The following is a 26,439-nucleotide window of genomic DNA, read 5'->3' as shown; positions in this document are numbered from 1 at the left end:
CCCGCACCCAGCGTGTCCAAGGCCTGGGTGCTGATGGACTACGCCACCGGCCAGGTGCTGGCAGGCGAGAACATCAACGAACAGCTGGCCCCGGCCAGCATCACCAAGGTGATGACGTCCTACGTGATCGCCGCCGAGGTCAAGAACGGCAAGGTCCGTCCGGACGACCAGGTGATGATGAGCGAACGCGCCTGGCGCGAAGGTGGCGCCGGCACCGACGGCAGCTACAGCGGCTTCCCGGTCAACCAGACCGCACGCCTGGAAGACATGGAAAAGGGCATGGCGATCCAGTCCGGCAATGACGCCGCGATCGCCCTGGCCGAGCACGTGGCCGGCAGCGAAGAAGCCTTCGCTTCGCTGATGAACAGCTACGCCGCCAAGATCGGCATGAAGAACTCGCACTTCGTGAACGCCCACGGCCTGACCGCCCCGGGCCATCACAGCAGCGCCTACGACCTGGCCCTGCTGGGTCGCGCGATGGTGCGCGATTACCCGGAAACCTACGCGTACAACAAGATCAAGGAATTCCAGGTCGGCACCATCAAGCAGCCGAACCGCAACCTGCTGTTGTGGCGCGATGGCAGCGTGGACGGCATCAAGACCGGCCACACGTCCGAGGCCGGCTACTGCCTGATGAGTTCGGCCCAGCGCGGTGACCAGCGTCTGGTCGCGGTGGTGCTGGGCGGCCAGTCGGAAAAGCAGCGCGCCGATGACAGCCTGGCCCTGTTGAACTGGGGCTTCCGCTTCTTCGAAACCCACCGCCTGTACGAGCCGGGCAAGGCCGTGGCCGAGCACAAGGTATGGAAGGGCACCACCGACAAGGTGCAGCTGGGCGTCGCCCAGCCGATGCTGGTCAGCGTGCCGCGCGGTCGCTACAACGACCTGAAGCCGAGCATCGACGTTCCCAAGACCCTGGAGGCGCCGTTCACCGCTGGCCAGCAGATCGGCACCGTCAAGGTCACCCTGGATGGCAAGCTGGTGGCCGAAGCGCCGCTGGTGGCTGTGGCTGCGGTCGAGCAGGCCGGCTTCTTCAAGCGCCTGTGGGACAGCTTCTGGATGTGGTGGGAATCGGAATGATCCGCAGCGTGCTGCGGTGAACGGAAAAGGCCGGCGAATGCCGGCCTTTTCTGTTTCGGGAGCCGGCTCCGCATGAACTCGTCCGGATGCCGGTAATGCCGGCCGCTCACGATGCCGCCCGGATGCGGGTAGTGCCGGCCGCTGGCCGGCTCCTCATGAACCCGACTAGATACGGGTAGTGCCGGCCGCTGGCCGGCTCCCCATGAACCCATCCGGATATACCTGGAGCCGGCCAGCGGCCGGCACTACCACCAGCCCATCCGGCTATGCCTGGAGCCGGCCAGCGGCCGGCACCACCCTCAGCCCGATTGCTTACAGCGAGCGGCTGACGGTGAAACTGCCGAACACCGGCGACTGGCGCTGGCCATCGAATTCGCGGGTGCTGTGGTAGCGCGCCATCGCGAACTTCCAGCGGCCGCGCATCACCGCGATGCCATAACCGCCTTGGGCGACCACATGACGCTTGTCCACGCTGTGGCTGTTGCGGAAGGTGTTGCCGTCCAGGGTGATATCGCGGATCACCCACGCCGCATCGGTGGTGGCGAACAGGTGCCACGACCAGCCGGACGGCTTGCCGCCGCGGGTCGGCGCGGTGTTCTCGCCGGCCGGGCGCAGCGGGGTGCTACCGAAATCGTCGGGCAGCTTCCAGCCGAAGCGCACTTCGCCGCCGATGTTCGCCTTGGTTTCCAGGTTGCCGATCGAACCGCCGTAGTGGCTGATCGCATCCCAGCCCCAGCCGTCGGCATTGATGCTGGCATCGCCCGGCCAGCGGCGCATGCGCTCGTGGGTCAGCATGAACACCGGTTCGTTGTGCAGCTGGTTGTCCCAGCCCTTGAACTTCTCATCGCCCAGCACGCTGTGCACGGCGTCCTGCACCTGCTTGCCCTGCGCCCACGGCCCGACCACGCCCAGCGACAGCTGGGTGGTCTGCAGGCGATCGCCACTGCGCGCGTTGAAGCCGAAACTGACCAGCAGCACGCCGGCATACGGCCGGTCATCCTCGATCAGGTCGCTGCGGGTGGGATCGGTAGGGGTGAAGATGCCCTGGGCCACGCTGAAGATCATGTTCTGCTGTTCGAACTTGCCCGGGTGCAGCGCTTCCAGGTGGCTGTTCACCCAGCGCGCCAGGCGCGGCAGGCAGGGGTCATCGGTGTAGTCGACCAGGTTGGGCGAGACCAGGGTCAGCTGGGCGCCATTGGTATAGCCCTGGTCCTGGTGGCGGCCGCCGAACAGGTCGTTGTCGACGCGGAAATTGACCTGCGGCGGATGCTCGCGCATCGCGTCCGGGCCGCATTGTTCGGCCGCCTGGGCGGAAAGGGGGAGGGCGGTGGCCAGCAGGCCGGACAGCCCGAAGGCTGCGAGGTGACGCATGGATGGGATGATCATCGGGAAGGGGGCTTTTGTTTGTCGTTTTATGCAACGACACGTTACTCCCGGTGCTGTGACGGAACGAGCGCGCTGGGATCACTTGTCTGTTCCGAAAACAACATTGTCTGATCGACACAATTGGTTACCGCAGGGGGAGCTGCGCGGATGGACGCGGGGGCCCTGAGACCCGGGTCCGGGCCTGAATGGATGTTCAGCTGCAACGCAGCGGCCCGCCTGCGGTGCCGCCGGCCTATATGAATACTCTTGGGTTTGTTGCCCTGCGGCCCGATAATGGGCGCATGGAAATCAAGTCCGACAATCCCGAACACGGCTTCCAGTTCCCCGGTCAGTTCGAGCTCAGCGCGATGGGCCCGGCCAACCGCGGCCTGGAGCATGAACTCCCCCGCCTGCTGCTGGCTGCTGGCGTTGACGTGGTGAACGAGCGCATCAGCTGGAAGCATTCGTCCAACGGCAAGTACGTCTCGGTGCGCCTGGTCTTCCGGGCCGAGAACCGTGAACAGTACGACGTGGCCCACCAGGCCCTGCGCGACCACCCGGAAGTGAAGTGGACGGTGTAGCCGTCAGCTGCCCTGCCGAAGTGGCGGCCCCCGAGGCGCGTCCGCCGCGCCCGGCGGTGGTCCGTGACCTGGGGCGCCAGCCCTACGAACCGGTCTGGCACGCCATGCAGCGTTTCACCGACCAGCGCGACGACGACACGCTCGACGAGCTGTGGGTGGTCGAGCACGATCCGGTGTTCACCCTGGGCCAGGCCGGCAAGGTCGAACACGTGCTGGCGCCGGGCGAGATCCCGGTTGTCCACGTCGATCGCGGCGGCCAGGTGACCTACCACGGCCCCGGCCAGATCGTGATCTACCCGCTGCTGCGCCTGCCGCGGCTGGGCATCGGCGTGCGCGACTACGTGTGCCGCATCGAACAGGCCATCATCGATACGCTGGCCGAGTGGAACATCGGTGCCGAACGGCTCGACGGCGCGCCGGGCGTATACGTCGGCGGCGCCAAGATCGCCGCGCTCGGCATCCGCGTGCGCCGCGGCTGCACCTTCCATGGCCTGGCCTTCAACGTGGCCATGGACCTTGACCCTTTCCACCGCATCAACCCCTGTGGTTACGAGGGGTTGCAGGTGACCACGGTGCTAGACTTGGGCGGACCGTCCGGGATGGACGCCGTCAAGCCGGTGCTGCTGGACCACCTGGCCCGCCAGTTCGGCCTGCTGCTGCAGCCCGTGCCTGAACTGCCTGATCTCTCTGCGGCCGCCTGACCGCCCCCGGAAACGCCATGACTGAAACCACTGCCCGCACCATTCCCCTGCAGATCGTGCAGGCCGAGCTTCCGTCCACCGCGCCGTTGCAGGCCGGGGTCAAGCAGATGGGTGGGGACAAGATCAACCGCTCGCCGGTGCAGTTCGCCGACGTGCCGGTGCTGCGCAAGCCCTCCTGGATCCGCGTGCGCATTCCTTCGGGCAATGCCGTGCAGAACCTGAAAGCCAAGCTGCGCGAGAACCGTCTGGTGACCGTGTGCGAAGAAGCCAGCTGCCCGAACATCCACGAATGCTTCGGCCACGGCACCGCCACCTTCATGATCCTGGGCGAGGTCTGCACCCGTCGCTGCTCGTTCTGCGACGTGGCCCACGGCCGGCCGAAGCCGCCCGATGCCAACGAGCCGGCCAGCCTCGGCCAGACCGTGGCCGACATGGGCCTGAAGTACGTGGTGGTGACCAGCGTCGACCGTGATGACCTGCGCGACGGCGGTGCCCAGCACTTCGTCGACTGCATCACCGCCATCCGCGAGAAGTCGCCGGGCACCCGCATCGAAGTGCTGACCCCGGACTTCCGCGGCAAGGGCCGCATGGAGCGCGCGCTGGAGATCCTTGCGCAGAATCCGCCGGACGTGTTCAACCACAACATCGAAACCGTGCCGGACCTGTACCGCAACGTGCGCCCGGGTGCCGATTACCAGTGGTCGTTGAACCTGCTGAAGAACTTCAAGGCGCAGCACCCTGACGTGCCGACCAAGTCGGGCATCATGCTGGGCCTGGGCGAAGACTTCGAACAGATCAAGGCCACCATGCGCGACTTGCGTGCGCACAACGTGGACATGATCACCATCGGCCAGTACCTGCAGCCGACCGCGCATCACCATCCGGTGCTGAAGTACTGGACGCCGGAAGACTACAAGGCGCTGGAAGTCTACGGTTACGAGCTGGGCTTCAGCCACGTGGCCTCCGGCCCGATGGTGCGCTCGTCGTACCACGCCGACGTGCAGGCCAAGGGCGCCGGCGTCCAGTAAGCGGTTACCGCCGGGCATGGCCCGGCGCTACCGATGGGTGTCACCACCACCATGGTGGGTGCGGACCGTTGGTCCGCACGCCTTCGCCTGCATTCACAATTTGCTACACCGGCCCCGCTAGGCTGGTTTTCCACCGAATGTGGGCGGGTGACAAACCCGGCAACTTTCGGCACTGTCGCGGTGTCTGAACACCCTGCAGTCTCCCCCTTGGCAAGGCGCCTTCGAGCACGTCAATGAAATTCAAAGCCCCCGCATTCCTGATGGCCCTGGCGCTGGTCGCGCCGCTGGCGCTGGCGGCCAAGGCCGACTCACCGGCGTTGCCGGCTGCCGCCACCGCCGATCAGGTGACCACCTCCAAGCTGGTGTACGGCCTGTTGTCCGACAGCCGCTACGCCTACCGCCCGCGTGCGCTCGATGAAGCCACCTCCAAGGATGTGTTCAAGCGCTACCTGGAGACGCTGGACGGCGGCAAGCAGTACTTCACCCAGGCCGACATCACCCGCTTCGCACCGTTCCAGGCCGGCATTGCCAATGCCATCCGCGGCGGCGAACTGGAGCCGGCCTTCCAGGTGTTCGCGATCTACAAGCAGCGCGTCGGCGAGCGTGTGGCCTATGCGCGCAAGCTGCTCAAGCAGGAACCGGATTTCACCACCGACGAGCGCTTCGAGTACGACCGCAAGGAGGTGCCGTGGGCCGCTTCCAATGCCGAACTCGACGAGCTGTGGCGCAAGTCGGTGAAGAACGACTGGCTGCGCCTGAAGCTGGCCGGCAAGAAGTCCGATGACATCCGCAAGACGCTGGACAAGCGTTACGCCACCCTGGAAAAGTCGGTCAACGAACTGAAGGGCGAAGACACCTTCCAGTTCTTCATGAACGCCTACACCAGCGCGGTTGATCCGCACACTGATTACTTCACCCCGCGTACCGCCGAGAATTTCAACCAGGCGATGTCGCTGTCGCTGGAAGGCATCGGTGCGCAGCTGCAGCGCCAGGACGATGTGGTGGTGATCCGCGAGATCATCGCCGGTGGCCCGGCGGCCGTGGATGGCACGCTGAAGCCGGGTGACCGCATCGTCGGTGTCGGCCAGGGCAAGTCCGGGCTGGTGGAAGATGTGATCGGCTGGCGCATCGATGATGTCGTGGCCAAGATCCGTGGCGCCAAGGACACCGACGTCAAGCTGGAATTCATTCCTGCCGAAGCCGGCGTCGACGGCAAGCACCACACCCTGGTGCTGACCCGGCAGAAGGTGCGCCTGGCCGAACAGGCGGCCAAGGGCGAGACCATGACCATCCCGGCCGCCAATGGCGAGCCGGCACGCAAGGTCGGTGTGATCAAGCTGCCGACCTTCTACCAGGACTTCGAAGGCCGTCGTCGCAACGCCGCCGACTATGCGTCGGCCACCCGCGACGTGGCCAAGCTGTTGGCGGGTTTCAAGACCGACAAGCTGGACGGCGTGGTGCTGGACCTGCGCAACAACGGTGGTGGTTCGCTGGATGAAGCCATCGAGCTGACCGGTCTGTTCATCGAGCAGGGTCCGGTGGTGCAGGTGCGCGAATCCGGTGGCCGCGTCACCGTCAACAGCGACCGCAACCAGGGCGTGGCATGGGATGGCCCGCTGGCAGTGCTGATCAACCGTGGTTCGGCGTCGGCGTCGGAGATCTTTGCCGGTGCCATCCAGGACTACGGTCGCGGCCTGGTCATCGGTGAAACCAGCTTCGGCAAGGGCACCGTACAGAACATCGTCGACCTCGACCGTTGGCCGAGCGGCGAAACCCAGCGCTTTGGCCAGGTGAAGCTGACCATCGCCCAGTTCTTCCGCATCAGTGGCAGCAGCACCCAGCACAAGGGCGTGGTGCCGGACCTGGCGTTCCCGGCCAGCGTCGATGCCACCGAGTTCGGCGAGAGCACCTACGACAACGCGCTGCCGTGGACCCGCATCGCCGCAGTGCCGCACACCCAGTACGGCAACTTCGCGCCGCTGCTGCCGAAGCTGGAAACGCGCCACGACTCGCGTATCGCCACCGACAAGGAGTTCCAGTGGTGGAACGAGGACGTGGAGCAGTTCCGTACCGAAGCAGCGAAGAAGTACGTCTCGCTGAATGAAGCAACCCGTCGTGCCGAACGCGAGCGCCAGGACACCCAGCGCAAGCAGCGCCAGATCGTGCGCAAGGAACTGGGCCTGGCCCTGGACCCGCTGGCCGATGACAGCAGCGATGACGGCCTGACCGGCAACGAGCGCGACATCGTCAAGGATGCCGCCCGCGAGAAGGCCGCCGAGAAGCGCCCGGACCCGCTGCTGCGTGAATCGGCCTCGATCCTGGCCGACGCGGTGAACCTGCTGGAGGCCGACCGTCCGCTGTCCGCGCAGGTGCTGCCGCAGTCCACCGCCGCAGGCCGCTGGGCCGACTGATTGACTGAGGAGGGGGCGGAGCGGATGAAGTCGTTGGTGGCACAAACGACTTGATCCCCTCCGTCCCCTTTTTGCATGAACCGGGAACAACGGTGGGGGAGGGGGCCGGTGTTTTCGACCCGGTGCACACGGGCAGGGGGCTACCCTCGGGGTTACCGTCTTCGCAGGAGTACCCATGCGGGCCTCCCTTCTTTCTGCTTCCCTGCTGGCCGCCACCAGTGCCCTGGCATTGACCGCCTGTGGTGGTCGTGCCGCCGACAGCACAGTGCTGCGTGAGTCTTTCGATTCGGGGGATACGTTCTCGCGCACCGTCGATGGCCGTCCGGCCGAAGCCTGCGAGGCGGCACGACGCACGCTGCTCAGCCAGGGCTATGCCATCGCACGGTCGGACGACGCACAGGTGGAAGGCAACAAGAATTTCCAGCCGCGCGAGGATGACCACGAACAACTGGTGCTGCGTATCTCGTGCGCGCCGCGTGGCAGCCAGGCGCTGGTGTTCGTCAGCGCCGTGCAGGATCGCTATGCGCTGAAGAAGAGCCCGACCTCGGCCAGTGTCGGCGTGGGCGCATTGGGCTCGGTGTCGTTGCCATTCGGCAGCAATGACGACTCGCTGGTGAAAGTGGCCAGCAGCACGATCACCGATGCCGAGTTCTATCGGCGCTTCTTCCAGCGCCTGCAGCAGTACCTGCCAGCGGCAACGAAAGCAGAGCCGCAACCGCAACCGGCCGCGTCGCCGCAGCCTGCGGCCGGGCCCGAGCCCGAACCAGTGCCGGCAGCAACGGACCAGGGCTGAACGTGCGCGGCAGGGTGATGGCATGGGCCCTGCTGCTGGGTTGGCCCCTGAGCGCGCTGGCCGCTACGGCCGAGTGCACCCAGGGCCTGCTGCAGCGGCTGGGGTGGCGCTTCGACACCACCGCGGTCACCGCACCGCAGGTACGCGGTGGTCCGGTCTGTACGCGAGCCTCGCTGGCCGAGGCGCAGGCAGCCGGTGATCTGCGCGTGCGTTGGCCGGGAACGCTGGCCGAGGCCGACCGGCAGGCCCTGTTGCAGCAGTTGTTGGATGACCCGGCCACGGTCTGTGCCTACGCCTTTGAACTGGGCGGTGCCGTGCAACGCGCTACGCAGGCACTGCAGGACAATGAATCCTTCCGCTTCACCGGTGTGCAGCTGGGCTGGATCGGCTTTGGCGCACGCGGCGCCCCGGCACAGGGTTGGCAGCGGGTGCGCAGCTTCGGCCGCGGCTATGTACCGGCCGCCAGCAACAGCCGCGCACTGGATGCGTTCTACACCGGCCGGGTGCGTGCCGAGTGCGGTGTCGGCCGTCAGGTCGCGCAGCTGGCTACGCAGCGCGAGCTGTATGGCGATGCGGCCTTCGATGCGGAGTTCACTGCGGACGAACTGTCCATCGGCACCTTCCTTGGCCTGCACGACACCGACAGCATCCTGCTGGGCGCGCAGGCCGGCCAGTTCCTGGCCGACGGCAAGGCCGTGCGCACCTCGGCGATGGGGCGGCAGGCATTCGTCGGGCTGCCGGGCTTCATCGAACACGTATTCGACAAAGGCACGCTGGACGACCTCAGCAACCAGGCGGAAAACTTCGTCGTGGTGGAGGTGGGCGAGGGGGCCGCGCGGGCCCTGGCAGAACACGGCGGCCTGGCCTGGTACGACCAGCGCAATCGTGCCCTGTGGCAGTTGGCGCAGGGCATTCCGCGTGTCGGCCAACGCTATTTCGAGCGGCTGCTGTACGAGCGCGATCCGGTCCTGCGTGCGCAGCTGGCCCCGCGCTATCGCGACGTCGTGCAGCAGATGGACCAGTTGCTGGACGATGCGTTCTACCAGCAGTTCGTGATCTACGTGCACCCACGCGGTATACGTCCTGTCGGCTATCACATCATCCGCCTGCTCGACCGCAATCCGCGCACGCCGTTTTCCATCGACCTGGCGTTGCACAATCTGCATACCACGCTCTACCGGCGTTGGCGTGAGGCGCAGTTGCGCCACTGCGCGACGACCGGCCGGCCAGGCAGCCTGACTTCCGACAACAACTGAAGGTGAAACAATGGATATTGCAATGATCGGCCTCGGCCGCATGGGCGCCAACATGGCCCAGCGCCTGCACCGCGGTGGCCACCGCGTGGTCGGCTACGACCCGGGCGAGGGCGCCCGCCAGCGCGCCGCCGAGGCCGGCCTGGAGGTGGTGGATTCGCTGGCCGCCGCAGTGGCCGCGCTGCCGGTGCCGCGCGTGGTGTGGCTGATGGTGCCGGCCGGCGAGACCGTGGACCAGACGCTGGGCCAGTTGACCCCGCACCTGGCCGAAGGAGACGTCGTCATCGACGGTGGCAACTCCAACTACCAGGACTCGATCCGTCGCGCCAAGGCGCTGGCCGAAGATGACCTGGGCTACGTGGACTGTGGCACCAGTGGCGGCGTGTGGGGCCTGCAGGAAGGCTACAGCCTGATGGTGGGTGGCGATGCAGCAGTGGTCGAACAGATCGCACCGCTGCTGCGCACGCTGGCACCGGCCGAGGACCGCGGCTGGGCGCGCGTCGGCCCGTCCGGCGCAGGCCACTTCACCAAGATGGTCCACAACGGCATCGAGTACGGAATGATGCAGGCCTACGCCGAAGGCTTCGCGTTGATGGAGCGCAAGCAGGAGATGGAACTGGACCTGGCGCAGGTGGCCGAAGTATGGCGCCACGGCAGCGTGGTGCGTTCGTGGCTGCTGGACCTGAGCACCGAAGCCCTCAAGCGCAACCCCTCGCTGGATGGCATCGCACCGTACGTGGAGGATTCCGGCGAAGGCCGCTGGACCGTCGCCGAAGCGATTGCGCTGGACGTGCCGGCACCGGTGATCACCCTGTCGCTGCTCGAACGCCTGCGTTCGCGCGAGTCGAACTCGTTCACCGACCGTCTGCTGTCGGCGATGCGCAACGAATTCGGCGGCCACGCCATCAAGAAGTCGTAAGCACCGGCGCCGGGGTCGGATCCCTTTCCGCAGGAAAGGGCTCTGACCCCGTAACTGAAAGCCTTCTTTGAGCGTTTCGACGTCATCCACGCATGGCGTGGATCTACTGTCAGCCATCGTCCGTCCGCATGCGTCACGCATGGGGTCAGAGCCCGTTGCCATCCCACGGAATGCCCGCTTTTGACGTTGCCGTTGCCGTTGCCTCGGCAGGTGCAGGGCGCAGCCCTGCCGATCACCCCACCCGCACCCGCCGCCCTTCGCGCGCGCTGTCCATCCCCGCCTGCAGCAACCGCATCACCTGCAACGCCTGCTGCGCGCTGACCGTCGGCTCACCCTCGCCCTGCATCGCCGCTGCGAAGTCGGCATACAGGCGCCGGTAGTCACCCGGCAGGTTGTCCACGGTGCTGCGCTGCACGTTGTCCTCCGCATCGCAGTGCAGCAGTTCGCCGTGGTGCGGATCGATGCCCCATCCCGGCGCGCCTGGCGCAACGCCGCGACGCAGCTGCGCCTCCTGCACGTCCAGGCCATGCTTGATCCAGCTGGCCCGCGTGCCATGCACGGCGAAACGAGGGGCAGGCGCCGCGACCAGTGAACCGGCATGCACGATCGCGCGATGGCGCGGGTAATGCAGTACCGCGTGGAAATAGTCGACGCCGCTGCCGCCTTCGCGCTGCACGGCAAGGTCCGCATCGATCGCCGGCGGACAGCCGAACAGCACCAGCATCTGGTCCAGCAGGTGAGGCCCCAGGTCGTACCACAGGCCGCTGCCCGGCCCATCCTGCTCGCGCCAGCGTTCGCGCACCTGCGGGCGGTAGCGGTCGAAATGGGCGTGGCATTCGGCGATGTCACCCAGCGTGCCCTCGGCAAGCAGTGCCTGCAGGGTCAGGAAATCCGCATCGAAGCGCCGGTTCTGGAACACGGTGGCAATGCGTCCGGCACTGCGCGCTGCAGCCAGCACCTGCTCGGCTTCGTCTACGTTCACCACGAACGGTTTGTCCACCAGTACGTGCTTGCCGGCAGCCAGCGCGGCGATGGCCAACGGCGCGTGCTGTTCGTTCGGCGTGGCGATGACCACCGCATCCACCGCAGGGTCATCGAAGACCTCCTGCGCGGTAGCGCGTATGTGGACATCGCTGAAGGTGCGCAGCAGCGTATCGCGCTGCGAACTGACGACGCTGTGCAGGGCCAACCCCGGCGTGTGCTGGATCAGCGGGGCGTGGAAGACGCGGCCGGCCAGGCCGTAGCCGATCAGGGCCAGTTGCAGCTCGGGGCGCATGGGAAGACTCCGCGCGGATCGGAAAGTGCAGGACAGGAACCTCAGGGTAAACGAGATGACTACGCGCCCGGAAGCTGAACGATTCCCGCTGCAGGGGTGCCCATTCACGTGAGCATGACCGCAGCGCCACGCCTGCACTACAAGCAGTTGGCGACACTGGTCGCACCAACCAGTAGGAGAACCACACGATGAGCACCACGACCCGTACGCTGTTGGCTTCCGCCCTCACCCTGGGCCTGGCGCTGTCCTCCTCGGCCGCTTTCGCCCAGGACGCCGCAGCGAAGAGCCCGCCGAAAACCGATCATTCGGCGATGACCCATGCCGACCGCCATGATTCCAACGAGCCGGTCACCGACAGCTGGATCACCACCAAGGTCAAGGCCGATCTGCTCGCCAGCAGCAATGTGCCGGGTACCGAAGTAAAGGTGGAGACGGTCAATGGCGTGGTCAGCCTGAGCGGCACCGTTGCCACCAAGGCCGAGCATGACAAGGCCATCGCCACCGCCAAGGGCATCAAGGGCGTGACCCGCGTTGATGCCGCCGCGCTGAAGGTCAGTGCCGCCAAGCGTTGATCGACACCGCAGGTTGCCAGCAGGGGCGCTCCCACGGGGGCGCCCCTGTTTTATAGCGTCGGGCCTGCTCGACGCGTGCGGGTGGGCGGCCCGCCTGATGGACCGATTACCCCAGAGATGTGACCGGCTGCGCTATATTGCCGGTTCCGCTGCGGCCGATCCTGTCCGGATCGCACTCCCGCAGTTGAGCTGACGAGGAACTATGGCGCTGGTTTTCAGTGATGACATCTGGGATCGCTGGCGACTGCCTGCTCTGGCATTGGCAGCGGCAGCCATCATCGTGGTCCCGTGGTTGACCCTGCGCAAACTGCAGCAGGACAACGAGCTGGCCATGGGCTGGGTGACCCATACCCAGCAGGTGACTGTGGCCCTGCAGCAGCTGCAGACCGACGTGCGTGACATCGAATCGGCTGCGTTGACGCTGTCCAAGGGCGTGGATGCGCCAGGCCTGCGCGAGCGCATGGCCAAGGCCAACGATATCCCCGAGCGGCTGGCCGAACTGGGCCGGATGACCCGCGACAATCCCGACCAGCTGATCCGCATCGGCCGCATCCAGTCGATGCTGGAAGGCCGTATGGGGGTTGCGCGTGAGCTGGCCAAGTCTGAACCCAACAGCGATCAGCGCGAGCTGGTGCAGGACCTGAGCACGCGCTACCCGATCCGCGGCCTGGTGGAAGAACTGCAGGCCAGCGAGGAAGCGCTGCTGGCCCAGCGCGCCGCGCAGGCGGAGCGACAGAAGCGGCAGACCAACTTCGTCTCGTGGAGCTCGCTGCTGGTGCAGCTGGCGCTGCTCGGCCTGGTGCTGTGGCTGCTGCAACGACAGATCGGCCGCCGCCTGCAGGCTGAACGACAGTCGCAGCGTGCGGCTGCGCGCGCGGCGTCGGTGCTGCAGACCGTGCGCGAACCGATCGTGCTGTTGGATCGCGAGCTGCGCGTGCAGCTGCACAATCCCGCGTTCTCCGAGTTGTACGGGCTGCAGGATGAGCGTGCCGATGGCCTGCTGCTGGAAAACGTAGGTGAAGGCGCATGGCGTGACCCGGTGGTTCGCCAGCGTCTGGCCGACGTATTGCTGCGCGGCCGTGAACTGTGGGATTTCGAACACGAACAACGCGGCGCCGACGGCATGTCCCGCTACATGCTGCTCAACGCGCGGCGCATGCCGCTGCCTGACACCGACGACGAAGTGGTGCTGCTGACCGTCAGCGATGTGACCGTGCAGCGCGCGGTGCAGACACGCGTTGAAGAATTGAACCGGCAGCTGGAAGGCAAGGTTGCCCAGGTCTCGGAGGTCAACCGCGAGCTGGAAGCGTTCAGCTACTCGGTGTCGCACGACCTGCGCGCGCCGCTGCGCCATGTCGCCGGTTTCTCGGACAAGCTGTCGCGCCACCTGGGCGAGGCGGCCGACGAGAAGAGCCAGCACTACCTGGGGGTGATCTCCGGTTCAGCGCGGCGCATGGCCACGTTGATTGACGACCTGCTGGTCTATTCGCGCCTGGGCCGCGCAGCGATGCGCCAGCAGACCGTGGACATGCAATCGCTGGTGGCCGATACGCGCGCGATGCTCGACGCGAACGTGCAGAGCGAAGCCGAGAGCAGCGGCCATGCCCATCAGGTGGAGTGGAGCATCGCGCCGCTGCCGATCGTGGTGGGCGACGAAAACATGCTGCGCCAGGTCTGGCTGAACCTGCTGGGCAACGCGGTGAAATACTCGGCCAACCGCGAGCCGGCGAAGGTCCGCGTGGACTACCAGCAGCAGCCCGATGGCGGTCATCAGTTCACGGTCAGCGACAATGGTGCAGGCTTTGACATGGCCTACGCCGGCAAGTTGTTCGGCGTATTCCAGCGCCTGCACAAGGCCAGCGACTATCCGGGCACCGGTATCGGCCTGGCCAGCGTACGCAGGGTGCTGACCCGCCACGGCGGCCGCATCTGGGCCGAAGCCGCACCGGATGCCGGCGCCACCTTCCACTTCTATCTTCCCCCCGTGCTCGACGCGGACAAACAGGGCCCCATCGCATGACGACGCTGCGCACCATCCTCCTTGCCGAAGACAGCCCGGCCGACGCCGAAATGGCGATCGATGCGCTGCAGGAAGCGCGGCTGGCCAATCCCATCGTGCACGTCGAAGACGGCGTGGAAGTGATGGATTACCTGCTGCGCCGTGGCGCCTTCGCCAGCCGCGAAGAAGGCCTGCCAGCGGTCCTGCTGCTGGACATCAAGATGCCGCGCATGGATGGCCTGGAAGTGCTGCGGCAGATCCGCGAACACGACGAGCTGAAGCGGTTGCCGGTGGTGATCCTGTCTTCCTCACGCGAGGAAAGCGACCTGGCCCGCAGCTGGGACATGGGCGTGAACGCATACGTGGTCAAGCCGGTGGACGTGGACCAGTTCTTCGGCGCAGTGCAGACCCTGGGCAAGTTCTGGGCACTGATCAACCAGGCTCCGGAGATCGAGTAAGCCCATGCCCCTGACCGGTCCCGCACTCGGCGCATTGCGCATCCTGCTGGTGGAAGATTCCCCCGAGGATGCCGAGCTGATGTCCGAACAGATGCTCGATGCAGGCCTTGAGGCCACGTTCGAGCGTGTCGAGAGTGCGGACGACCTGCGCCATGCGCTGGCGCGCTTCCAGCCGGACATCGTGCTGTCCGACCTGAGCATGCCTGGCTTCTCCGGCGACGACGCGCTGCGCATCGTGCGCGACGCGTTGCCGGAGGTGCCCTTCATCTTCGTCTCCGGCACCATGGGTGAGGAGAACGCGGTGGCGGCCCTGCAGAAGGGTGCCAACGATTACATCATCAAGCACCAGCCGGCACGCCTGCCGTCCGCCGTGGCGCGCGCGGTGCGTGAGGCACGCAGCGCCATCGAGCGCTCGCGGGTGGAAACCGAGCTGATGCGCGCGCAGCGGCTGGAAAGCCTGTCGTTGCTGGCCGCAGGTCTCAGCCACGATCTGCGCAACATCCTGCAGCCGCTGCTGATCATGCCGGACCTGCTGAAGGCGCGTACCCAGGATCCGCAACTGCACCACCTGGCCGATGTGATCGCCGAGTGCGGTCGCCGTGGCCATGAGATGGCCGAATCGATGCTGTCGTTCGTGCGTGGGTCGCGCAAGGCCAGCGAGCGCATCCACATCGACGACCTGTTCCAGGCCGTGGCGCTGCTGTTGCGCAGCAACGTGCCCGATGGCGTCCGCCTGGACCTGGTGGTCGAGGATGAGGGCCTGGTGGTCGATGCCAACTACACCGAATTGCAGCAGGTGCTGTTGAACCTGGCGCTCAACGCGATCCAGGCGATGCCTGATGGCGGCAACCTGAGTCTGACCGCCAGCCATGGCGGCCAGCGCGATGGCGAGGACTGGCTGCGCATCGCGGTGGTCGATGAAGGCACCGGCATGGATGCGGACACGCTGTCGCATCTGTTCAATCCGTTCTTCACCACCAAGGCCGATGGCACCGGGCTGGGCCTGATTTCCTGCAAGCGCATCGTTGAAGGCGCCGGTGGCAGCATCCACGTCAACAGCCAGCTGGGGCAGGGCACCTGCTTCGAGCTGCGCCTGCCGATGCATGCCAGCGCCGAGGGCGGCGAACCGATCGAACAACTGGTGGCGCTGGGCAGTGGCCAGTCGATCCTGGTGGTCGATGGTGAAGCCACGCGCCTTTCGCTGCTGGGCAATGCGCTGTCCAGCCAAGGCTATCAGCTGCAGCTGGCCTCCGATGGCCCGGCGGCGCTGCGCTGGATGCAGCAGGAGGCGATGCCGGCGCTGGTGATTGCCGATGCCGGCTCCAAGCTGTTGTCGGCCAGCCAGCTGCTGGGTGAGATGGCTACGCTCGGATACCGGGGCCCGGCACTGGTGCTGGAAGATGCTGCCGGGGAAATGCCGGCAGATGTGTTCCCCGCCGGCATCGAGGTGCACCTGCTGCGCAAGCCGCTGCAGATGCAGCAGGTGTTCCGCGCGGTGGCCGACGCGCTGGGCTGACGTCGAGGGAACGCCGTAGAGCCGAGCCCATGCTCGGCTGCTGTCTGCATCGGCTGCCTAAGCCGAGCATGGGCTCGGCTCTACAGGCGTGCAGCGGCGGCGTTTCAGCCCGGGCGATCCGTCGTTTCCCACGGAAACCGTGGCAGGCTTTCCACCGCCTGTTCCAGCCGCCGCGACCAGTTCTGATGGATGTCGGCGTACAGCGCTGAATCGGCGCCCAGCCGCAGCTGCTGGCTGATCCGCAGTTCGCCGGCCCGCAGCAGCGCCATATCCACCGGCAGGCCCACCGACAGGTTGGACCGGATGGTCGAATCGAGCGAAACGATTGCCGTGCGTGCGGCGTCTTCCAGATGCGTGGATGGGGTCAGGATGCGGTCCAGGATCGGCTTGCCGTACTTGGATTCACCGATCTGCAGATAGGGCGTTTCCGGCGAGGCAGCGATGGCGTTGCCCAGCGGGTAGACCATGTACAGGCCAGGCTGTTCGCCGGCAATCTGCCCGCCGAAGATCAGCGTCGCCTGGGTGTTCACCCCGTCATGCCCGTGTTCGGTGTGCTGGTTCTGCACCTGGCTGTCCACCAGCAGGGAGCCGACGTAGGCCGCGGCCTCGAACAGATGGGCCATGTCGCGCAGGTTCGGTGTGCGCCGCTCGTCGGCATCGCGCTTCAGCCGTGACACCAGCAACTGCGTCGTGGCCAGGTTGCCGGCCGCCATCACCACGTAGGCGGCCTGGCCGGGGTATTCGAACACGTGCAGTTTGCGGTGCACGCGGACATCGTCCAACGCGGCATTGGTGCGGGTGTCGGCGGCGAAGACCAGGCCCTCGTCCACCTCGATTCCAACGCAATAGGTCATGTCGGTGCCCTATCATATGCGTCCCGGATTGTAGGCAGGCCGTTGTGACGATGGCATGCCCGCACTCCACCTGATTGCCGTTACCGGAACCGCATGACCACCGTGCTCCTGAGCCTGGGCAGCAACGTCCACCCCCGCCGCTACCTCCACGCTGCGGTGGCGGCCCTGCGCGAGCGCTTTGGTGCGCTGCAGGTGTCTGCCGCCTACCGCACCGCCGCCGTCGGTTTCGAGGGCCCGGCCTTCCTCAACAACGGCGTTGCCATCGAGACCGACCTGCCGCTGCAGGAACTGGATGACTGGCTGCATGCGCTGGAAGATGCGCACGGTCGTGACCGCAGCGGTCCGCGTTTCTCCGACCGGACCCTGGATGTCGACGTGGTGTTCTATGGCGACCTGGTGGTGGAAGGCCCCGGCCATCTGCGCATTCCGCGCCCGGAACTGAAGCATGCCTTCGTGCTGAAGCCGCTGGCCGATATCGCCCCGGGTTTCATCGATCCGGTCAGCGGCCTGGACCTGGCCACGCTGTGGCGCGCGCACAAGCAGTTTGGCGAAGCGTTCGAGACGGTCGAGCTGGATCCCGACGCGCTGGATTGACCCGACGCAGCCACCCATGGGGTGGCTCTACTGTAGAGCCACCCCATGGGTGGCTGAACGATCAACTCACCGTACGCCCACCATCCACACGCAGGGTATGGCCGGTGACGAAGCTGGCCTCGGCCGCCAGCCAGTACACCGCTTCGGCGATCTCCTCGACCGTGCCGATCCGCGCCAGCGGCGTGCGCGCCAGCAGCGCCTCGCGGGCGAAATCGTCCTTGCCCTGTTCCGGCCACAGGATCGCACCGGGCGCCACCGCATTCACCCGCACCTTCGGCGCCAGTTCCAGCGCCAGCGAGCGGGTCGCCATCTCCAGCGCGGCCTTGGCCATCGTGTAGGCGATGTGGTCGCGCATCGGGTCGGTGCCGTGCAGGTCGGTCAGGTTGACGATGCAGCCGTGCTGGCGGCGCAGGTACGGCGCGGCGGCCTGGGCCAGCAGCAGCGGCGCGCGCGCGTTGACCGCGTACAGCTCGTCCATCGCCTCGGCGGTGACCTGGCCGAGCGGGGTAGGGAAGAAGTTGGAGGCGTTGTTGACCAGCGCATCGAGGCGGCCGAAGTGGGTCACCGCCTGCTCGACCAGATCGGCCAGGGCGTCGGCGTCGCGCAGGTCGGCCTGCAACGCCAGCACGCTGCCGGGGCGCTCGTTGTCCAGGTTGAAGGCGGCCTGCTGCAGTTCGGCGCTGGAGGTATGGGCGTGCAGCACCACCGACCAGCCACAGGCGTGGAACTGGCGGGCGATGGCCGCGCCGATCCGGCGCGCGCTGCCGGTGATCAGGGCCACGGGGGCGGTATCACTCATCGAGGGTCCTCCAAGGCTCGGCTATCCTGTGCACCATTGTCACCGCATTCGAAGACGCCATGCAGCCTACCTTCCCCCTGCCCGAAGCCGATGCCCTGGCCCACAGCGATCAACTGGCCGCCGCACTGCGCGCCGAGATCCTCGCACAGGGCGGGGCGATGCCGTTCTCCCGCTTCATGGAGCTGTGCCTGTACACGCCGGGCTGGGGCTACTACAGCGCCGGTGCCAGCAAATTCGGCGGCAGCGGCGATTTCACCACTGCACCCGAGCTGGGCAGCCTGTTCGCCGGCAGCGTGGCCAATGCCCTGGCGCCGGTGTTCGGCCAGCTCGATGCGCAGGCACGGATGCTGGAACTGGGCGGCGGCACCGGCGCCTTCGCCGAGGCGGTGCTGCTGCGACTGGCCGAGCTGGACGCGCTGCCGGCCCGTTACGCGATTCTCGAACCCAGCGCGGACCTGCGCCAGCGCCAGCAGGAGCGCCTGCAGCAGAACCTGCCGCCCGAGCTGGCCAGCCGGGTGGAATGGCTCGATCGCCCGTTCGAGGACGACTGGGACGGCGTGGTGTTCGCCAACGAGGTGATCGATGCGCTGCCGACACCGCGCTTCCTGATCAAGGACGGCGAGGTGTACGAGGAAACGGTCGAGCTGGACGGGCAGGGCAATTTCATCCGTGGCGCGCAGCCGGCCGACCTGCTGCTCAACGGCGCTGTGCGCCATCTCGAACGCTACCTGGAAAAGCCCTTTGCCGACGGCTACCGTTCCGAGGTGCTGCCGCAGCTGCCGTACTGGCTGCAGGCGGTGGCCGGTGGCCTGCGCCGCGGCGCGATGCTGTTCGTCGATTACGGCTACAACCGGGGCGAGTTCTACCAGGAAGAGCGCGATGACGGCACCGTGCGTGCGTTCTACCGCCATCACGTGCACAACGAGATCCATCGTTGGCCGGGCCTGCAGGACATCACCGCATCGGTTGATTTCACCGCCATGGCGGAGGCCGGCCTGCACGGCGGCTTCGAACTGGCCGGTTACTGCAGCCAGGCCAGTTTTCTGCTCGGCAACGGCCTGGACCAGGTACTGACCCTGGCCGAGGAGCGCACCGATGAAGTGGGCCGCATCCAGCTGCGTGACCAGGTGAAGAAGCTGACCCTGCCAACGGAGATGGGCGAGCGTTTCCAGGCCATTGGCCTGCAGCGTGACGTCGATTTCGAACCGGCCTTCGAACTGGGCGACCTGAGCTGGCGCCTGTGAGTGCAGCGTTGCCGGTGATCAAGCCGCTGCGGCGGCCACGCCTGTGGAGCGCGTTGTGGGTGCTGGCGGTGCTGACGGTGATCGTGGTCTGCCTGATTCCGCCGCCGCCGATCCCGCTGCCGGAAAACAGCGACAAGGGCGAGCACTTCCTGGCCTATTTCATCCTGGCCGGCAGCGCGGTGCAGCTGTTCCGGCGTGGCCGTCCGCTGCTGTGGGTGGGGGCTGGCCTGGTGCTGATGGGCATCGGCATCGAATTTGCGCAGGGCGCGTTGACCAGCAACCGCATGGCCGATCCGATGGATGCGGTGGCCAACACCATCGGCGTGTTGGCGGGGATGGCCACCGCATTGACCCCGCTGCGCGACATCCTGCTGCGCTGGCGGGGGTGAAGGCGTGCCAACCAAGGTTGGCACCTACCGGTAGATCCACGCCATGCGTGGATGAATCTGCCCGTCGCCAACCAAGGTTGGCAACTACCGGTAGATCCACGCCACGCGTGGATGAAACTCCCCGTCGCCAACCAAGGTTGGCAACTACCGGTAGATCCACGTCATGCGTGGATCCGGCCGCAAAGCGCCAACCAAGGTTGGCAGCTACCGGAGCGTCACCTCATCCAGCACCCACATCGCCGGGCGCGTGTCGCCGGTGAAGTTGATGCACAGATCACCCGTACCCGAGGTGCCCTTCGGCAGCGCTGCGCGCAGGGTCACGAAGCCATCGGCATCGGTCTGCGCCGGCAGCGGCACCTGTGCCAGTACCTTGCCCGTGCAGTCACCGCGGCGGATCAGCATTTCGCCGTGCGCGCTCCGGGCCTTTTCGAAGCGTCGCTTCGGCTCGTCGTGCGCCAGCTGGAAGTAGTACGGAATGCGGCCCGCACGCACTTCCACGCTGCCGATGCCATCGAGCTGTGCCTGCGGCCAACGCCAGCACGGCTGGAAGATGTCGACGGTGAACACCGCACGCGCACCTTCGCGCGGACCATCGTCTTCCAGGCGCAGTACCAGGCCCTTCTCGCCCACGCAGCTGCGCAGTTCTTCGCTGTGCCGCGACAGCAGCGACTGCGCGGTGTACGACGTCACCGTCGGCTTCGCAGCCAGTGGCTGGCCCTGGTAGAACGCAGCCGCCTGCACCGTCGCGGGAAGCGTGGACGTCAACGGCTGCTGGTACAGCGGCGACTGCGCGGTCACCGGCTGACCGTCGCTGCTGTAGCGCACTTCATAGCCCAGCGGATTGGCCAGCGACACGGTCACCGTGTTCGCCGCGCGGTCATCGGTGTAAGCCACGCCCACTTCGAACGGCGTCTGTGCATACGCCAGGCCCCAGGCCCGATAGCGCTGCAGCTGCGAGGGCAGACGGGCCAGGAAGTCGCGGAAATCACGATGCTCCGGCGTGCTCCAGCCGGTCTCGGCCACGGCGGCCAGTCGCGGGAACAGGTTGTGCTGCAGACGTGCATAGGTGCGCGTGTGCTCGGTGAACATGTTCGCCTGCAGGCCGAGGATGTGACCGCGCTTGTCGGCGGCCAGTTCGGCCGGCACCGGTTCGTAGTTGTAGAGCTTGGCCAGGTTCACCTGCGTCGGCCGGCCCGGCGGCTCGTTCGGCGAGGCGGTCTGCAGGTAATCCAGGTACAGATGGCTGACCGGGGACATCACCACATCGTGGCCCGCGCTGGCCGCGGCCAGCCCACCCTCGGTACCGCGCCAGGACATCACAGTGGCCTGCGGCGGCAGGCCGCCTTCAAGGATTTCGTCCCAGCCGATCAGGCGACGGTCGTGTTCTTCCAGGAAGGTTTCCAGGCGCTTGATGATGTGGCTCTGCATGGCCATCTCATCCTTGATGCCGAGCGCGCGCATGCGCTGCTGCACCTGCTTTGAGGCCTCCCATTGGTCCTTCACTGCCTCGTCGCCACCCACGTGCACGTACTTGGCCGGGAACAGGGCGATGACTTCTTCCAGCACGTTTTCCAGGAAGGTGACGGTGCCGTCCTCGACGTTGAACAGGTTCGGGAACACGCCCCATTCGCTCAACGGCTTCAGTGGCGTATCGATCGTGCCCAGTTCCGGATAGGCGGCAATCGCAGCCGTGGCGTGGCCGGGTACATCGATCTCCGGAATCACCTGGATATGCAGCGCGGCCGCGTACGCGATCACTTCGCGGATCTGGTCCTGCGTGTAGAAGCCGCAGTACGGATGTTCCTTGCCGCTGATCGGATCTATGCCGCCGTCACCGGCTGGCAGGCGGCAACTGCCGACTTCGGTCAGCTTCGGGTAGCGCTTGATCTCCATGCGCCAGCCCTGGTCGTCGGTCAGGTGCCAATGGAAGGTGTTGAGCTTGTGCGCGGCCATCGCATCGAGCACGCGCTTGATCTCATCCAGGCTCTGGAAGTGCCGCGCCGAGTCGAGCATGAAGCCACGCCAGCTGAAACGCGGCGCATCCTGGATCTGCACGGCCGGCAGCACACCCTTGCTGCCGCCGGTGGCGAGCTGAGCCAGCGTGGTTGCGCCGTAGAACAGGCCGGTCTCGTTGCCTGCCTGCACCAGCACGCCCTGCGCGGTACTTTCCAGCGTGTAGCCCTCGCCACTGTCGCGGAAGGTCGGCACGATCTGGAAGCGGATGCTGCCGCCCTTGGCGGCGGCCTTGCCGTTGGCCACTACCAGGCGCGGCCCACCACTGCGTGCCAGCAGATCGGCGAACTGTGCAGCGACGCGCTGTGCGGCTTCGCCATCGGCATGCAGCACGGTGCCCGCGCCGACGGTGATGCCCGCACCGTTGCCGCGCTGCACGTTGGCCGGTGCGGGAATCAGCATCAGGCTGCCGGCGCGCAGCTGCGGGCCGGGGCCGGTATCGAGTGCCGGGGCATCGGCGGCCAGTGCCGGCAGCACGGGCAGGGCGGCCAGCAGGCTGCCCAGCAACAGAAGGCTGCGCATCCTGGCGCGGGTGGGCTTCGTCATCGGAACGACTCCTTGGATCGGGTGCGATGTTCGCTATACATGAAAAACGCCGGGCCCGGAATGACCCAGGCCCGGCGTGCGTGCACGACTCGGCGATGAAGCTGCCGCTGGATCAGTACTTGAAGCGGAAGTTCAGGTAGTACTGGCGACCGTTGCTGTAGAACGAGGTCGGAATGGCCGCGGTCTGGTAGTACTTGTAGGTCGGGTTGTTGAGGTTCAGGCCATCCAGGCTGATGCTCAGCCAGTCGGTGGCCTTGAAGCTCAGCGACGCCGACAGCGTGCCGAAGTCATCCTGGTAGTACGGGTTGGTGCCCGACAGGCTGATCAGGAACGAGGAACGGTGGGTGTAGCTGACCCGTGCACCAAAGCGCTCGTTCTCGAAGTATGCGCCCACGTTGTAGGTGTTCTTCGAGGTGCCCAGCAGGTTGTGCGAGCCGTCCGACCAAGTGTGGGCGGTCGTGCCGTTGGCGTAGGTGTAGTTGGCGTTGACACCAAAGTACTCGCCGATCGGCTGCTCGTAGGCCACTTCCACACCAGTGACCTTGCCGTCGGCATTGATCGGGGTGGAGATCTGGTAGGTCTCAAGCCGGTTGGTCAGTTCGCTGTAGAGCTGGCGCGAGACCACGTCGAAGGCGATGTAGTCCTTCAGGTCCATGTGGTAAGCGCCGACCGACAGCAGGCCGCGCGGCATGAAGTACCACTCAAGGTTCGCATCCAGGTTGGTGGACAGCGTCGGCTTGAGGTTCGGGTTGCCGCCACCGCCGGTCCGGTTCAGATCCGAACCGTAGGACGATGCACCCAGTGCCGAGTAATCGGGCAGGGTCTGGGTCTGCGAAGCGGCCACGCGCAGCACGAGGTTGTCGTCCAGGTCGAACTTGATGTTGGCGCTGGGCAGCACGCGGTTGCGCTTGTTCTGGAAGGCGACGCGTTCCCACATGCCGAACAGGCTGCTGACGTCCGCATCGGCGGCATTGCTGACCGCGTTGTAGGTATTGATGTCCTGCTTGATGTTGACGTAGCGCAGGCCCAGGTTGCCGCTCCACCAGTCACCGCGGAAGTTGGCCTGCACGTAGCCGGCGAAGTTCTTTTCCTTCACCTGCCACTCGGCACCGTAGTTGTGGCGACCGGTGGGGCCGTCGTTGCCCGCCAGCCAGGTGGAGTTGTTGGTCACCGCATCCTTCAGCGCACCCGGGGTGAAGTACCAGATGTTGCGCGGGAAGGTGCCGCCGATATCACCAGCGAAACCGTTCGGATAGTTGGAGGTGGCACCGTTCTTCAGCGCACTCCAGATGTCACCCGGGGTTGCCCCTTCCGGCGACAGCGCTTCGCGCTTGTGGTCGGCAAAGCGCAGACCGAAGTCGATGGAGCTCAGCACGCCGCCGTCGTTGAAGTACTGGTTGAAGTCGAGCGTGGCCCACTTCTCCTTGTCTTCGGCGGTGACCTGCTGGTTGCCCCAGGTGCCGAAGCTGGTCACGCCGTTGGGCGAGAGGTCGCCGCCAACGTTCCAGTCGATCGGCGAGCCGCTGCCGTGCGTGGCCCAACTGGCGCCACCGCCGCTGCCCACGGTGACCTCGGCGATGTACTGGCGCGGAGTCTCACCGGTGCCCTTGGTGCTGCCGGCCTGGAACTTGGCCGTCAGGCTGTCGCTGATCTGCCAGTCGGCATCGAAGGTGACGTAGCTCGACTTGGCCTTCGACTCGCGGTAGATCATGTCGTACACCGCGTAGTTGGTGCCCGGCACGCCTGCATAGGTGGCGTTGGTCAGCACGCCATCCTTGACCACATAGCCCGGGTTCGGCGCCTGCACCTTGGCAAAGCTGTTGCCGAACATCATGAAGTTGCGGTTGTAGTTGTTCGCCTTCAGCTCGGAGCTGAAACCGTTCAAGCCCAGGGTAAGGGTGTCGGTCGGCTTGAACTGCAGCGAGACCAGGCCACCCTTGCGCTCACGGGTCTGTTCGAACAGGGTCGAACCCAGCAGGCCGGGAACGTTGACGCCGATCAGGTCCGGATTGGTCAGCGCCACTGGATCCTTGGCGCCGATCTGGAAGAAGCCACCCGGAATTTCCTGCGCTTCACGGCGCAGTTCGCGCTTCTGGCTGAAGCCCTGCACCATCACGCCGAAGGTGCCCTCATCGTTCTTGTAGTTGAACAATGCCGAGTACTGCGGGTCGTTCGACTTGGCCTGGTCCGAACGCACCATGCCGATCGAGCCTTCCGCAGTGAACTGCTTGGAGAATTCCAGCGGCTTGCGGGTGATGATGTTGACGGTACCGGTGGTACCACCGTCCTGCAGCTTGGCCTGCGAGGACTTGTTCACTTCAACCGAGCTGACCAGTTCCGACGGCAGCAGCGAGTAGCTGACGCTGCGGCCGACGTTGTTGCCCTGGCTGAGCACGAACCAGTCGGCCGAACCGACGGTGTGGCCGTTGATCAGGGTCTGGGTGAGGCTGGGGCTGGTGCCGCGCAGGCTGACACGGTCGGCTTCGTCGAAGCCGCCTTCATCGGCGCTGGACGAGCTGATGTTGACGCCCGGCAGGCGCTGCAGGGTGTCGGCAACGTTGTGCGCCGGCAGCTTGCCCACGTCTTCGGCGGTGACCACTTCCACGCGCGCATTGGCTTCGCGCTTGGTGTCCAGCGACTTTTCCATCGAACCGCGGATACCGGTAACGGTGACGGTGTCCAGATCGGTGGCGGTCGGGGCGGCCTGCTGCGCGTGCGCACTGAAGGCGATGCAGCTGACGATGGCGGCCGAAAGCAAGGTCTTGCGGGTATTCATGATGTCTCTCCTCATCACTCGATTGGATGCCGGCGGCGATATGGGATTGCGGTTGCGATGACGTGCGCGGGGCGGCGGCGATGTCCCGGGCATTGGCTTGCCACGTACTGCGTGCTGCGATTGCGTTGAAGCCGTTTGCGGGTTCAGGCGTCGGCGTGGAGCAGGTACCAGCTGGCAGCGCCGATCACGCCCAGCTGTCCGTGTTCGACCACCTTCACCGGGATGCGTGCCAGCGCCTCGCCCATCGGCCCCTTCTGCAGGTAGCGTTCGACGAAGGTGCTGGTACGCAGGTACTCGCGGATCTGCGGCAGGATTCCACCGGCGAGGTAGACCCCGCCGTGGGCGCCATAGAACAGGGCCATGTCGCCGATGGTGCTGCCGAGCAGGCCGCAGAACACATCCAGCGCCTGCCGAGCCAGCGGATCACTGCCGGCCATTGCCGCAGCGGTGACGGCATCGGGGCTGGCCAGTGCCGGCGCCTGGTCCTGCAGTGCGCAGATCGCGCGGTACAGGTTCATCAGGCCGGGGCCGGAGATCGCATGTTCGATCGACACATGCGCGCGGTCGCGCTGCATGTGGCGGACGATCGCCATTTCCAGTTCGGTGCTGGCGGCCAGGGTCGGCTGGCCGGCTTCGGTAGCCAGCACCACCGGGCCGTTGGCCGTGGGAATCCACAACGCTGCACCCAGGCCGGTGCCGGGTCCGACCACCAGGGTCGGGCCGCGCGGTGCACTGTCCGGGCCACACAGGTGCAGCACGCCACTGGCATCGACCTGCGCGGCGGCATAGGCCACGGCTTCGAAGTCATTGACGATGTGCACCCGCTGCAGGCCGACGTCGGCCTCGATCTGCCGCGCCGACAACGGCCACGGCACGTTGGCGGTGATCACCGTGCCGTCTTCGCGGGCATAGCCGGCGGTGGCGACCACGCAGTGCGACGGGCGCGGGCCTTCGGCCAGGAAGTCGGCGAGGATCGCGCTGAGCCCGGCATGGTCGGCGTTGCGGTACTTGCGGTAATCGAGCACCTGCACCGGATGGGCATCGTCGCCGCTGGCCTGGACCCGGGCGACACGCACATGGGTGCCGCCAACGTCGGCAGCCAGGAACGAGGGCGCGACGCGGGACAGGACATGGGCCGGGGCGGGATGGCTGGCGGTCACGCGGGCTCCTGCAGCAGGTGGGGCCGGCCCCGGGAAGGGCAACGATGAAGCCGGCGATTGGGGCGGAGTCTGTAACCGCGTTGACAACGATGTCAACGAGTTCGTGACACTTTCG

The 26,439-nt window shown here is 66.3% G+C and carries 21 protein-coding genes and 1 pseudogene; 15 read left to right on the top strand and 7 right to left on the bottom strand.

The window, feature by feature from the left end; genetic code table 11:
- On the top strand, positions 1-1,077 hold a 1,077-nt coding region (locus AC27VL_RS17540; RefSeq protein WP_488767613.1), incomplete at its 5' end, for a D-alanyl-D-alanine carboxypeptidase family protein.
- A 312-nt stretch (positions 1,078-1,389) separates the two neighbouring features.
- Here the strand turns inward: AC27VL_RS17540 and AC27VL_RS17535 are convergent.
- Positions 1,390-2,448: a lipid A deacylase LpxR family protein gene (locus AC27VL_RS17535; protein ID WP_165378114.1), complete on the bottom strand. Its 1,059-nt coding sequence runs from the start codon at positions 2,446-2,448 to the stop codon at positions 1,390-1,392.
- Between the two features lie 296 nt (positions 2,449-2,744).
- Between AC27VL_RS17535 and AC27VL_RS17530 the strand changes: the two genes are divergently transcribed.
- The 7 genes from AC27VL_RS17530 to gnd all read left to right on the top strand — a co-directional run bounded on the left by AC27VL_RS17530 (position 2,745) and on the right by gnd (position 10,128).
- On the top strand, positions 2,745-3,023 hold the full coding sequence (locus AC27VL_RS17530) for a YbeD family protein (protein WP_032975372.1): 279 nt from the start codon (positions 2,745-2,747) through the stop codon (positions 3,021-3,023).
- A 20-nt stretch (positions 3,024-3,043) separates the two neighbouring features.
- Complete coding sequence (gene lipB / locus AC27VL_RS17525; RefSeq protein WP_229979891.1) at positions 3,044-3,724, top strand: lipoyl(octanoyl) transferase LipB; 681 nt, start codon at positions 3,044-3,046, stop codon at positions 3,722-3,724.
- A 17-nt stretch (positions 3,725-3,741) separates the two neighbouring features.
- Positions 3,742-4,752, top strand: coding sequence for a lipoyl synthase (lipA, locus tag AC27VL_RS17520; protein ID WP_191077421.1), 1,011 nt, complete (start codon positions 3,742-3,744; stop codon positions 4,750-4,752).
- 233 nt (positions 4,753-4,985) lie between these two features.
- Positions 4,986-7,163 (top strand): carboxy terminal-processing peptidase, encoded by a 2,178-nt coding sequence (locus AC27VL_RS17515; RefSeq protein WP_108266575.1) that lies wholly within the window; start codon positions 4,986-4,988, stop codon positions 7,161-7,163.
- Positions 7,164-7,338: 175 nt separating this feature from the next.
- Positions 7,339-7,956, top strand: a complete 618-nt coding sequence (locus AC27VL_RS17510; protein ID WP_205406348.1) for a DUF2242 domain-containing protein — start codon at positions 7,339-7,341, stop codon at positions 7,954-7,956.
- Between the two features lie 17 nt (positions 7,957-7,973).
- Entirely contained in the window at positions 7,974-9,212 is a 1,239-nt protein-coding gene (locus tag AC27VL_RS17505; protein WP_488767611.1) for a hypothetical protein, read from the top strand.
- 10 nt (positions 9,213-9,222) lie between these two features.
- Positions 9,223-10,128: a phosphogluconate dehydrogenase (NAD(+)-dependent, decarboxylating) gene (gene gnd, locus AC27VL_RS17500; protein ID WP_176019582.1), complete on the top strand. Its 906-nt coding sequence runs from the start codon at positions 9,223-9,225 to the stop codon at positions 10,126-10,128.
- A 232-nt stretch (positions 10,129-10,360) separates the two neighbouring features.
- On the opposite strand, the gene AC27VL_RS17495 is transcribed toward gnd, so the two are convergent.
- On the bottom strand, positions 10,361-11,404 hold the full coding sequence (locus AC27VL_RS17495; RefSeq protein WP_488767609.1) for an oxidoreductase: 1,044 nt from the start codon (positions 11,402-11,404) through the stop codon (positions 10,361-10,363).
- Positions 11,405-11,739: 335 nt separating this feature from the next.
- Here AC27VL_RS17495 and AC27VL_RS17490 point away from each other — a divergent pair.
- The 4 genes and pseudogenes from AC27VL_RS17490 to AC27VL_RS17475 form a co-directional block, all read left to right on the top strand.
- Positions 11,740-11,976: pseudogene (locus AC27VL_RS17490) on the top strand (BON domain-containing protein); the annotation flags it as partial.
- Positions 11,977-12,178: 202 nt separating this feature from the next.
- Positions 12,179-13,996 (top strand): sensor histidine kinase, encoded by a 1,818-nt coding sequence (locus AC27VL_RS17485; protein WP_447935582.1) that lies wholly within the window; start codon positions 12,179-12,181, stop codon positions 13,994-13,996.
- A complete protein-coding gene (locus AC27VL_RS17480) occupies positions 13,993-14,433 on the top strand; it encodes a response regulator (RefSeq protein ID WP_025878695.1) in 441 nt (146 codons plus the stop codon). The genes AC27VL_RS17485 and AC27VL_RS17480 overlap by 4 nt, the downstream gene beginning before the upstream one ends.
- 4 nt (positions 14,434-14,437) lie before the next feature.
- Complete coding sequence (locus tag AC27VL_RS17475; protein ID WP_180166038.1) at positions 14,438-15,949, top strand: ATP-binding response regulator; 1,512 nt, start codon at positions 14,438-14,440, stop codon at positions 15,947-15,949.
- A gap of 104 nt (positions 15,950-16,053) precedes the next feature.
- Here AC27VL_RS17475 and AC27VL_RS17470 read toward each other — a convergent pair whose 3' ends face one another.
- Positions 16,054-16,803 (bottom strand): proteasome-type protease, encoded by a 750-nt coding sequence (locus AC27VL_RS17470; protein ID WP_205406344.1) that lies wholly within the window; start codon positions 16,801-16,803, stop codon positions 16,054-16,056.
- A gap of 93 nt (positions 16,804-16,896) precedes the next feature.
- Here AC27VL_RS17470 and folK point away from each other — a divergent pair, with 93 nt between their 5' ends.
- Entirely contained in the window at positions 16,897-17,397 is a 501-nt protein-coding gene (folK, locus tag AC27VL_RS17465) for a 2-amino-4-hydroxy-6-hydroxymethyldihydropteridine diphosphokinase (protein ID WP_488767605.1), read from the top strand.
- A gap of 61 nt (positions 17,398-17,458) precedes the next feature.
- On the opposite strand, the gene AC27VL_RS17460 is transcribed toward folK, so the two are convergent.
- Positions 17,459-18,196, bottom strand: a complete 738-nt coding sequence (locus AC27VL_RS17460; RefSeq protein WP_025878691.1) for a pteridine reductase — start codon at positions 18,194-18,196, stop codon at positions 17,459-17,461.
- 59 nt (positions 18,197-18,255) lie between these two features.
- Here AC27VL_RS17460 and AC27VL_RS17455 point away from each other — a divergent pair, with 59 nt between their 5' ends.
- Complete coding sequence (locus AC27VL_RS17455) at positions 18,256-19,440, top strand: class I SAM-dependent methyltransferase (RefSeq protein WP_191078212.1); 1,185 nt, start codon at positions 18,256-18,258, stop codon at positions 19,438-19,440.
- Positions 19,437-19,829 carry a VanZ family protein gene (locus AC27VL_RS17450; RefSeq protein ID WP_099820927.1) on the top strand — a complete coding sequence of 131 codons (393 nt, stop codon included), beginning with the start codon at positions 19,437-19,439 and terminating at the stop codon, positions 19,827-19,829. Before AC27VL_RS17455 ends, AC27VL_RS17450 begins: the two co-directional genes overlap by 4 nt.
- Positions 19,830-20,033: 204 nt before the next feature.
- Here the strand turns inward: AC27VL_RS17450 and AC27VL_RS17445 are convergent, their stop codons facing one another.
- From AC27VL_RS17445 to AC27VL_RS17435, 3 genes are all read right to left on the bottom strand, one after another.
- Positions 20,034-22,388: a beta-N-acetylhexosaminidase gene (locus AC27VL_RS17445; RefSeq protein WP_488767603.1), complete on the bottom strand. Its 2,355-nt coding sequence runs from the start codon at positions 22,386-22,388 to the stop codon at positions 20,034-20,036.
- Between the two features lie 112 nt (positions 22,389-22,500).
- Entirely contained in the window at positions 22,501-25,164 is a 2,664-nt protein-coding gene (locus AC27VL_RS17440) for a TonB-dependent receptor (protein WP_488767601.1), read from the bottom strand.
- Positions 25,165-25,307: 143 nt separating this feature from the next.
- Positions 25,308-26,324 carry a glucokinase family protein gene (locus AC27VL_RS17435; RefSeq protein ID WP_099820930.1) on the bottom strand — a complete coding sequence of 339 codons (1,017 nt, stop codon included), beginning with the start codon at positions 26,322-26,324 and terminating at the stop codon, positions 25,308-25,310.
- Positions 26,325-26,439: the final 115 nt, after the last annotated feature.

Source organism: Stenotrophomonas sp. 14P6.2.3, from assembly GCF_057799055.1.
This window is presented reverse-complemented; position numbering and strand designations above follow the sequence as displayed.

Excerpts from the sequence above, each read along its gene's own strand:
- AC27VL_RS17510 (WP_205406348.1), top strand. The coding sequence starts at position 7,339 with ATGCGGGCCTCCCTTCTTTCTGCTTCCCTGCTGGCCGCCACCAGTGCC.
- AC27VL_RS17445 (WP_488767603.1), bottom strand. The coding sequence starts at position 22,388 with ATGACGAAGCCCACCCGCGCCAGGATGCGCAGCCTTCTGTTGCTGGGC.
- AC27VL_RS17485 (WP_447935582.1), top strand. The coding sequence starts at position 12,179 with ATGGCGCTGGTTTTCAGTGATGACATCTGGGATCGCTGGCGACTGCCT.
- AC27VL_RS17530 (WP_032975372.1), top strand. The coding sequence starts at position 2,745 with ATGGAAATCAAGTCCGACAATCCCGAACACGGCTTCCAGTTCCCCGGT.
- lipA (WP_191077421.1), top strand. The coding sequence starts at position 3,742 with ATGACTGAAACCACTGCCCGCACCATTCCCCTGCAGATCGTGCAGGCC.
- folK (WP_488767605.1), top strand. The coding sequence starts at position 16,897 with ATGACCACCGTGCTCCTGAGCCTGGGCAGCAACGTCCACCCCCGCCGC.
- AC27VL_RS17495 (WP_488767609.1), bottom strand. The coding sequence starts at position 11,404 with ATGCGCCCCGAGCTGCAACTGGCCCTGATCGGCTACGGCCTGGCCGGC.
- AC27VL_RS17440 (WP_488767601.1), bottom strand. The coding sequence starts at position 25,164 with ATGAATACCCGCAAGACCTTGCTTTCGGCCGCCATCGTCAGCTGCATC.
- AC27VL_RS17455 (WP_191078212.1), top strand. The coding sequence starts at position 18,256 with ATGCAGCCTACCTTCCCCCTGCCCGAAGCCGATGCCCTGGCCCACAGC.
- AC27VL_RS17505 (WP_488767611.1), top strand. The coding sequence starts at position 7,974 with ATGGCATGGGCCCTGCTGCTGGGTTGGCCCCTGAGCGCGCTGGCCGCT.
- AC27VL_RS17460 (WP_025878691.1), bottom strand. The coding sequence starts at position 18,196 with ATGAGTGATACCGCCCCCGTGGCCCTGATCACCGGCAGCGCGCGCCGG.
- AC27VL_RS17535 (WP_165378114.1), bottom strand. The coding sequence starts at position 2,448 with ATGCGTCACCTCGCAGCCTTCGGGCTGTCCGGCCTGCTGGCCACCGCC.
- AC27VL_RS17470 (WP_205406344.1), bottom strand. The coding sequence starts at position 16,803 with ATGACCTATTGCGTTGGAATCGAGGTGGACGAGGGCCTGGTCTTCGCC.
- AC27VL_RS17480 (WP_025878695.1), top strand. The coding sequence starts at position 13,993 with ATGACGACGCTGCGCACCATCCTCCTTGCCGAAGACAGCCCGGCCGAC.
- AC27VL_RS17515 (WP_108266575.1), top strand. The coding sequence starts at position 4,986 with ATGAAATTCAAAGCCCCCGCATTCCTGATGGCCCTGGCGCTGGTCGCG.
- AC27VL_RS17475 (WP_180166038.1), top strand. The coding sequence starts at position 14,438 with ATGCCCCTGACCGGTCCCGCACTCGGCGCATTGCGCATCCTGCTGGTG.
- gnd (WP_176019582.1), top strand. The coding sequence starts at position 9,223 with ATGGATATTGCAATGATCGGCCTCGGCCGCATGGGCGCCAACATGGCC.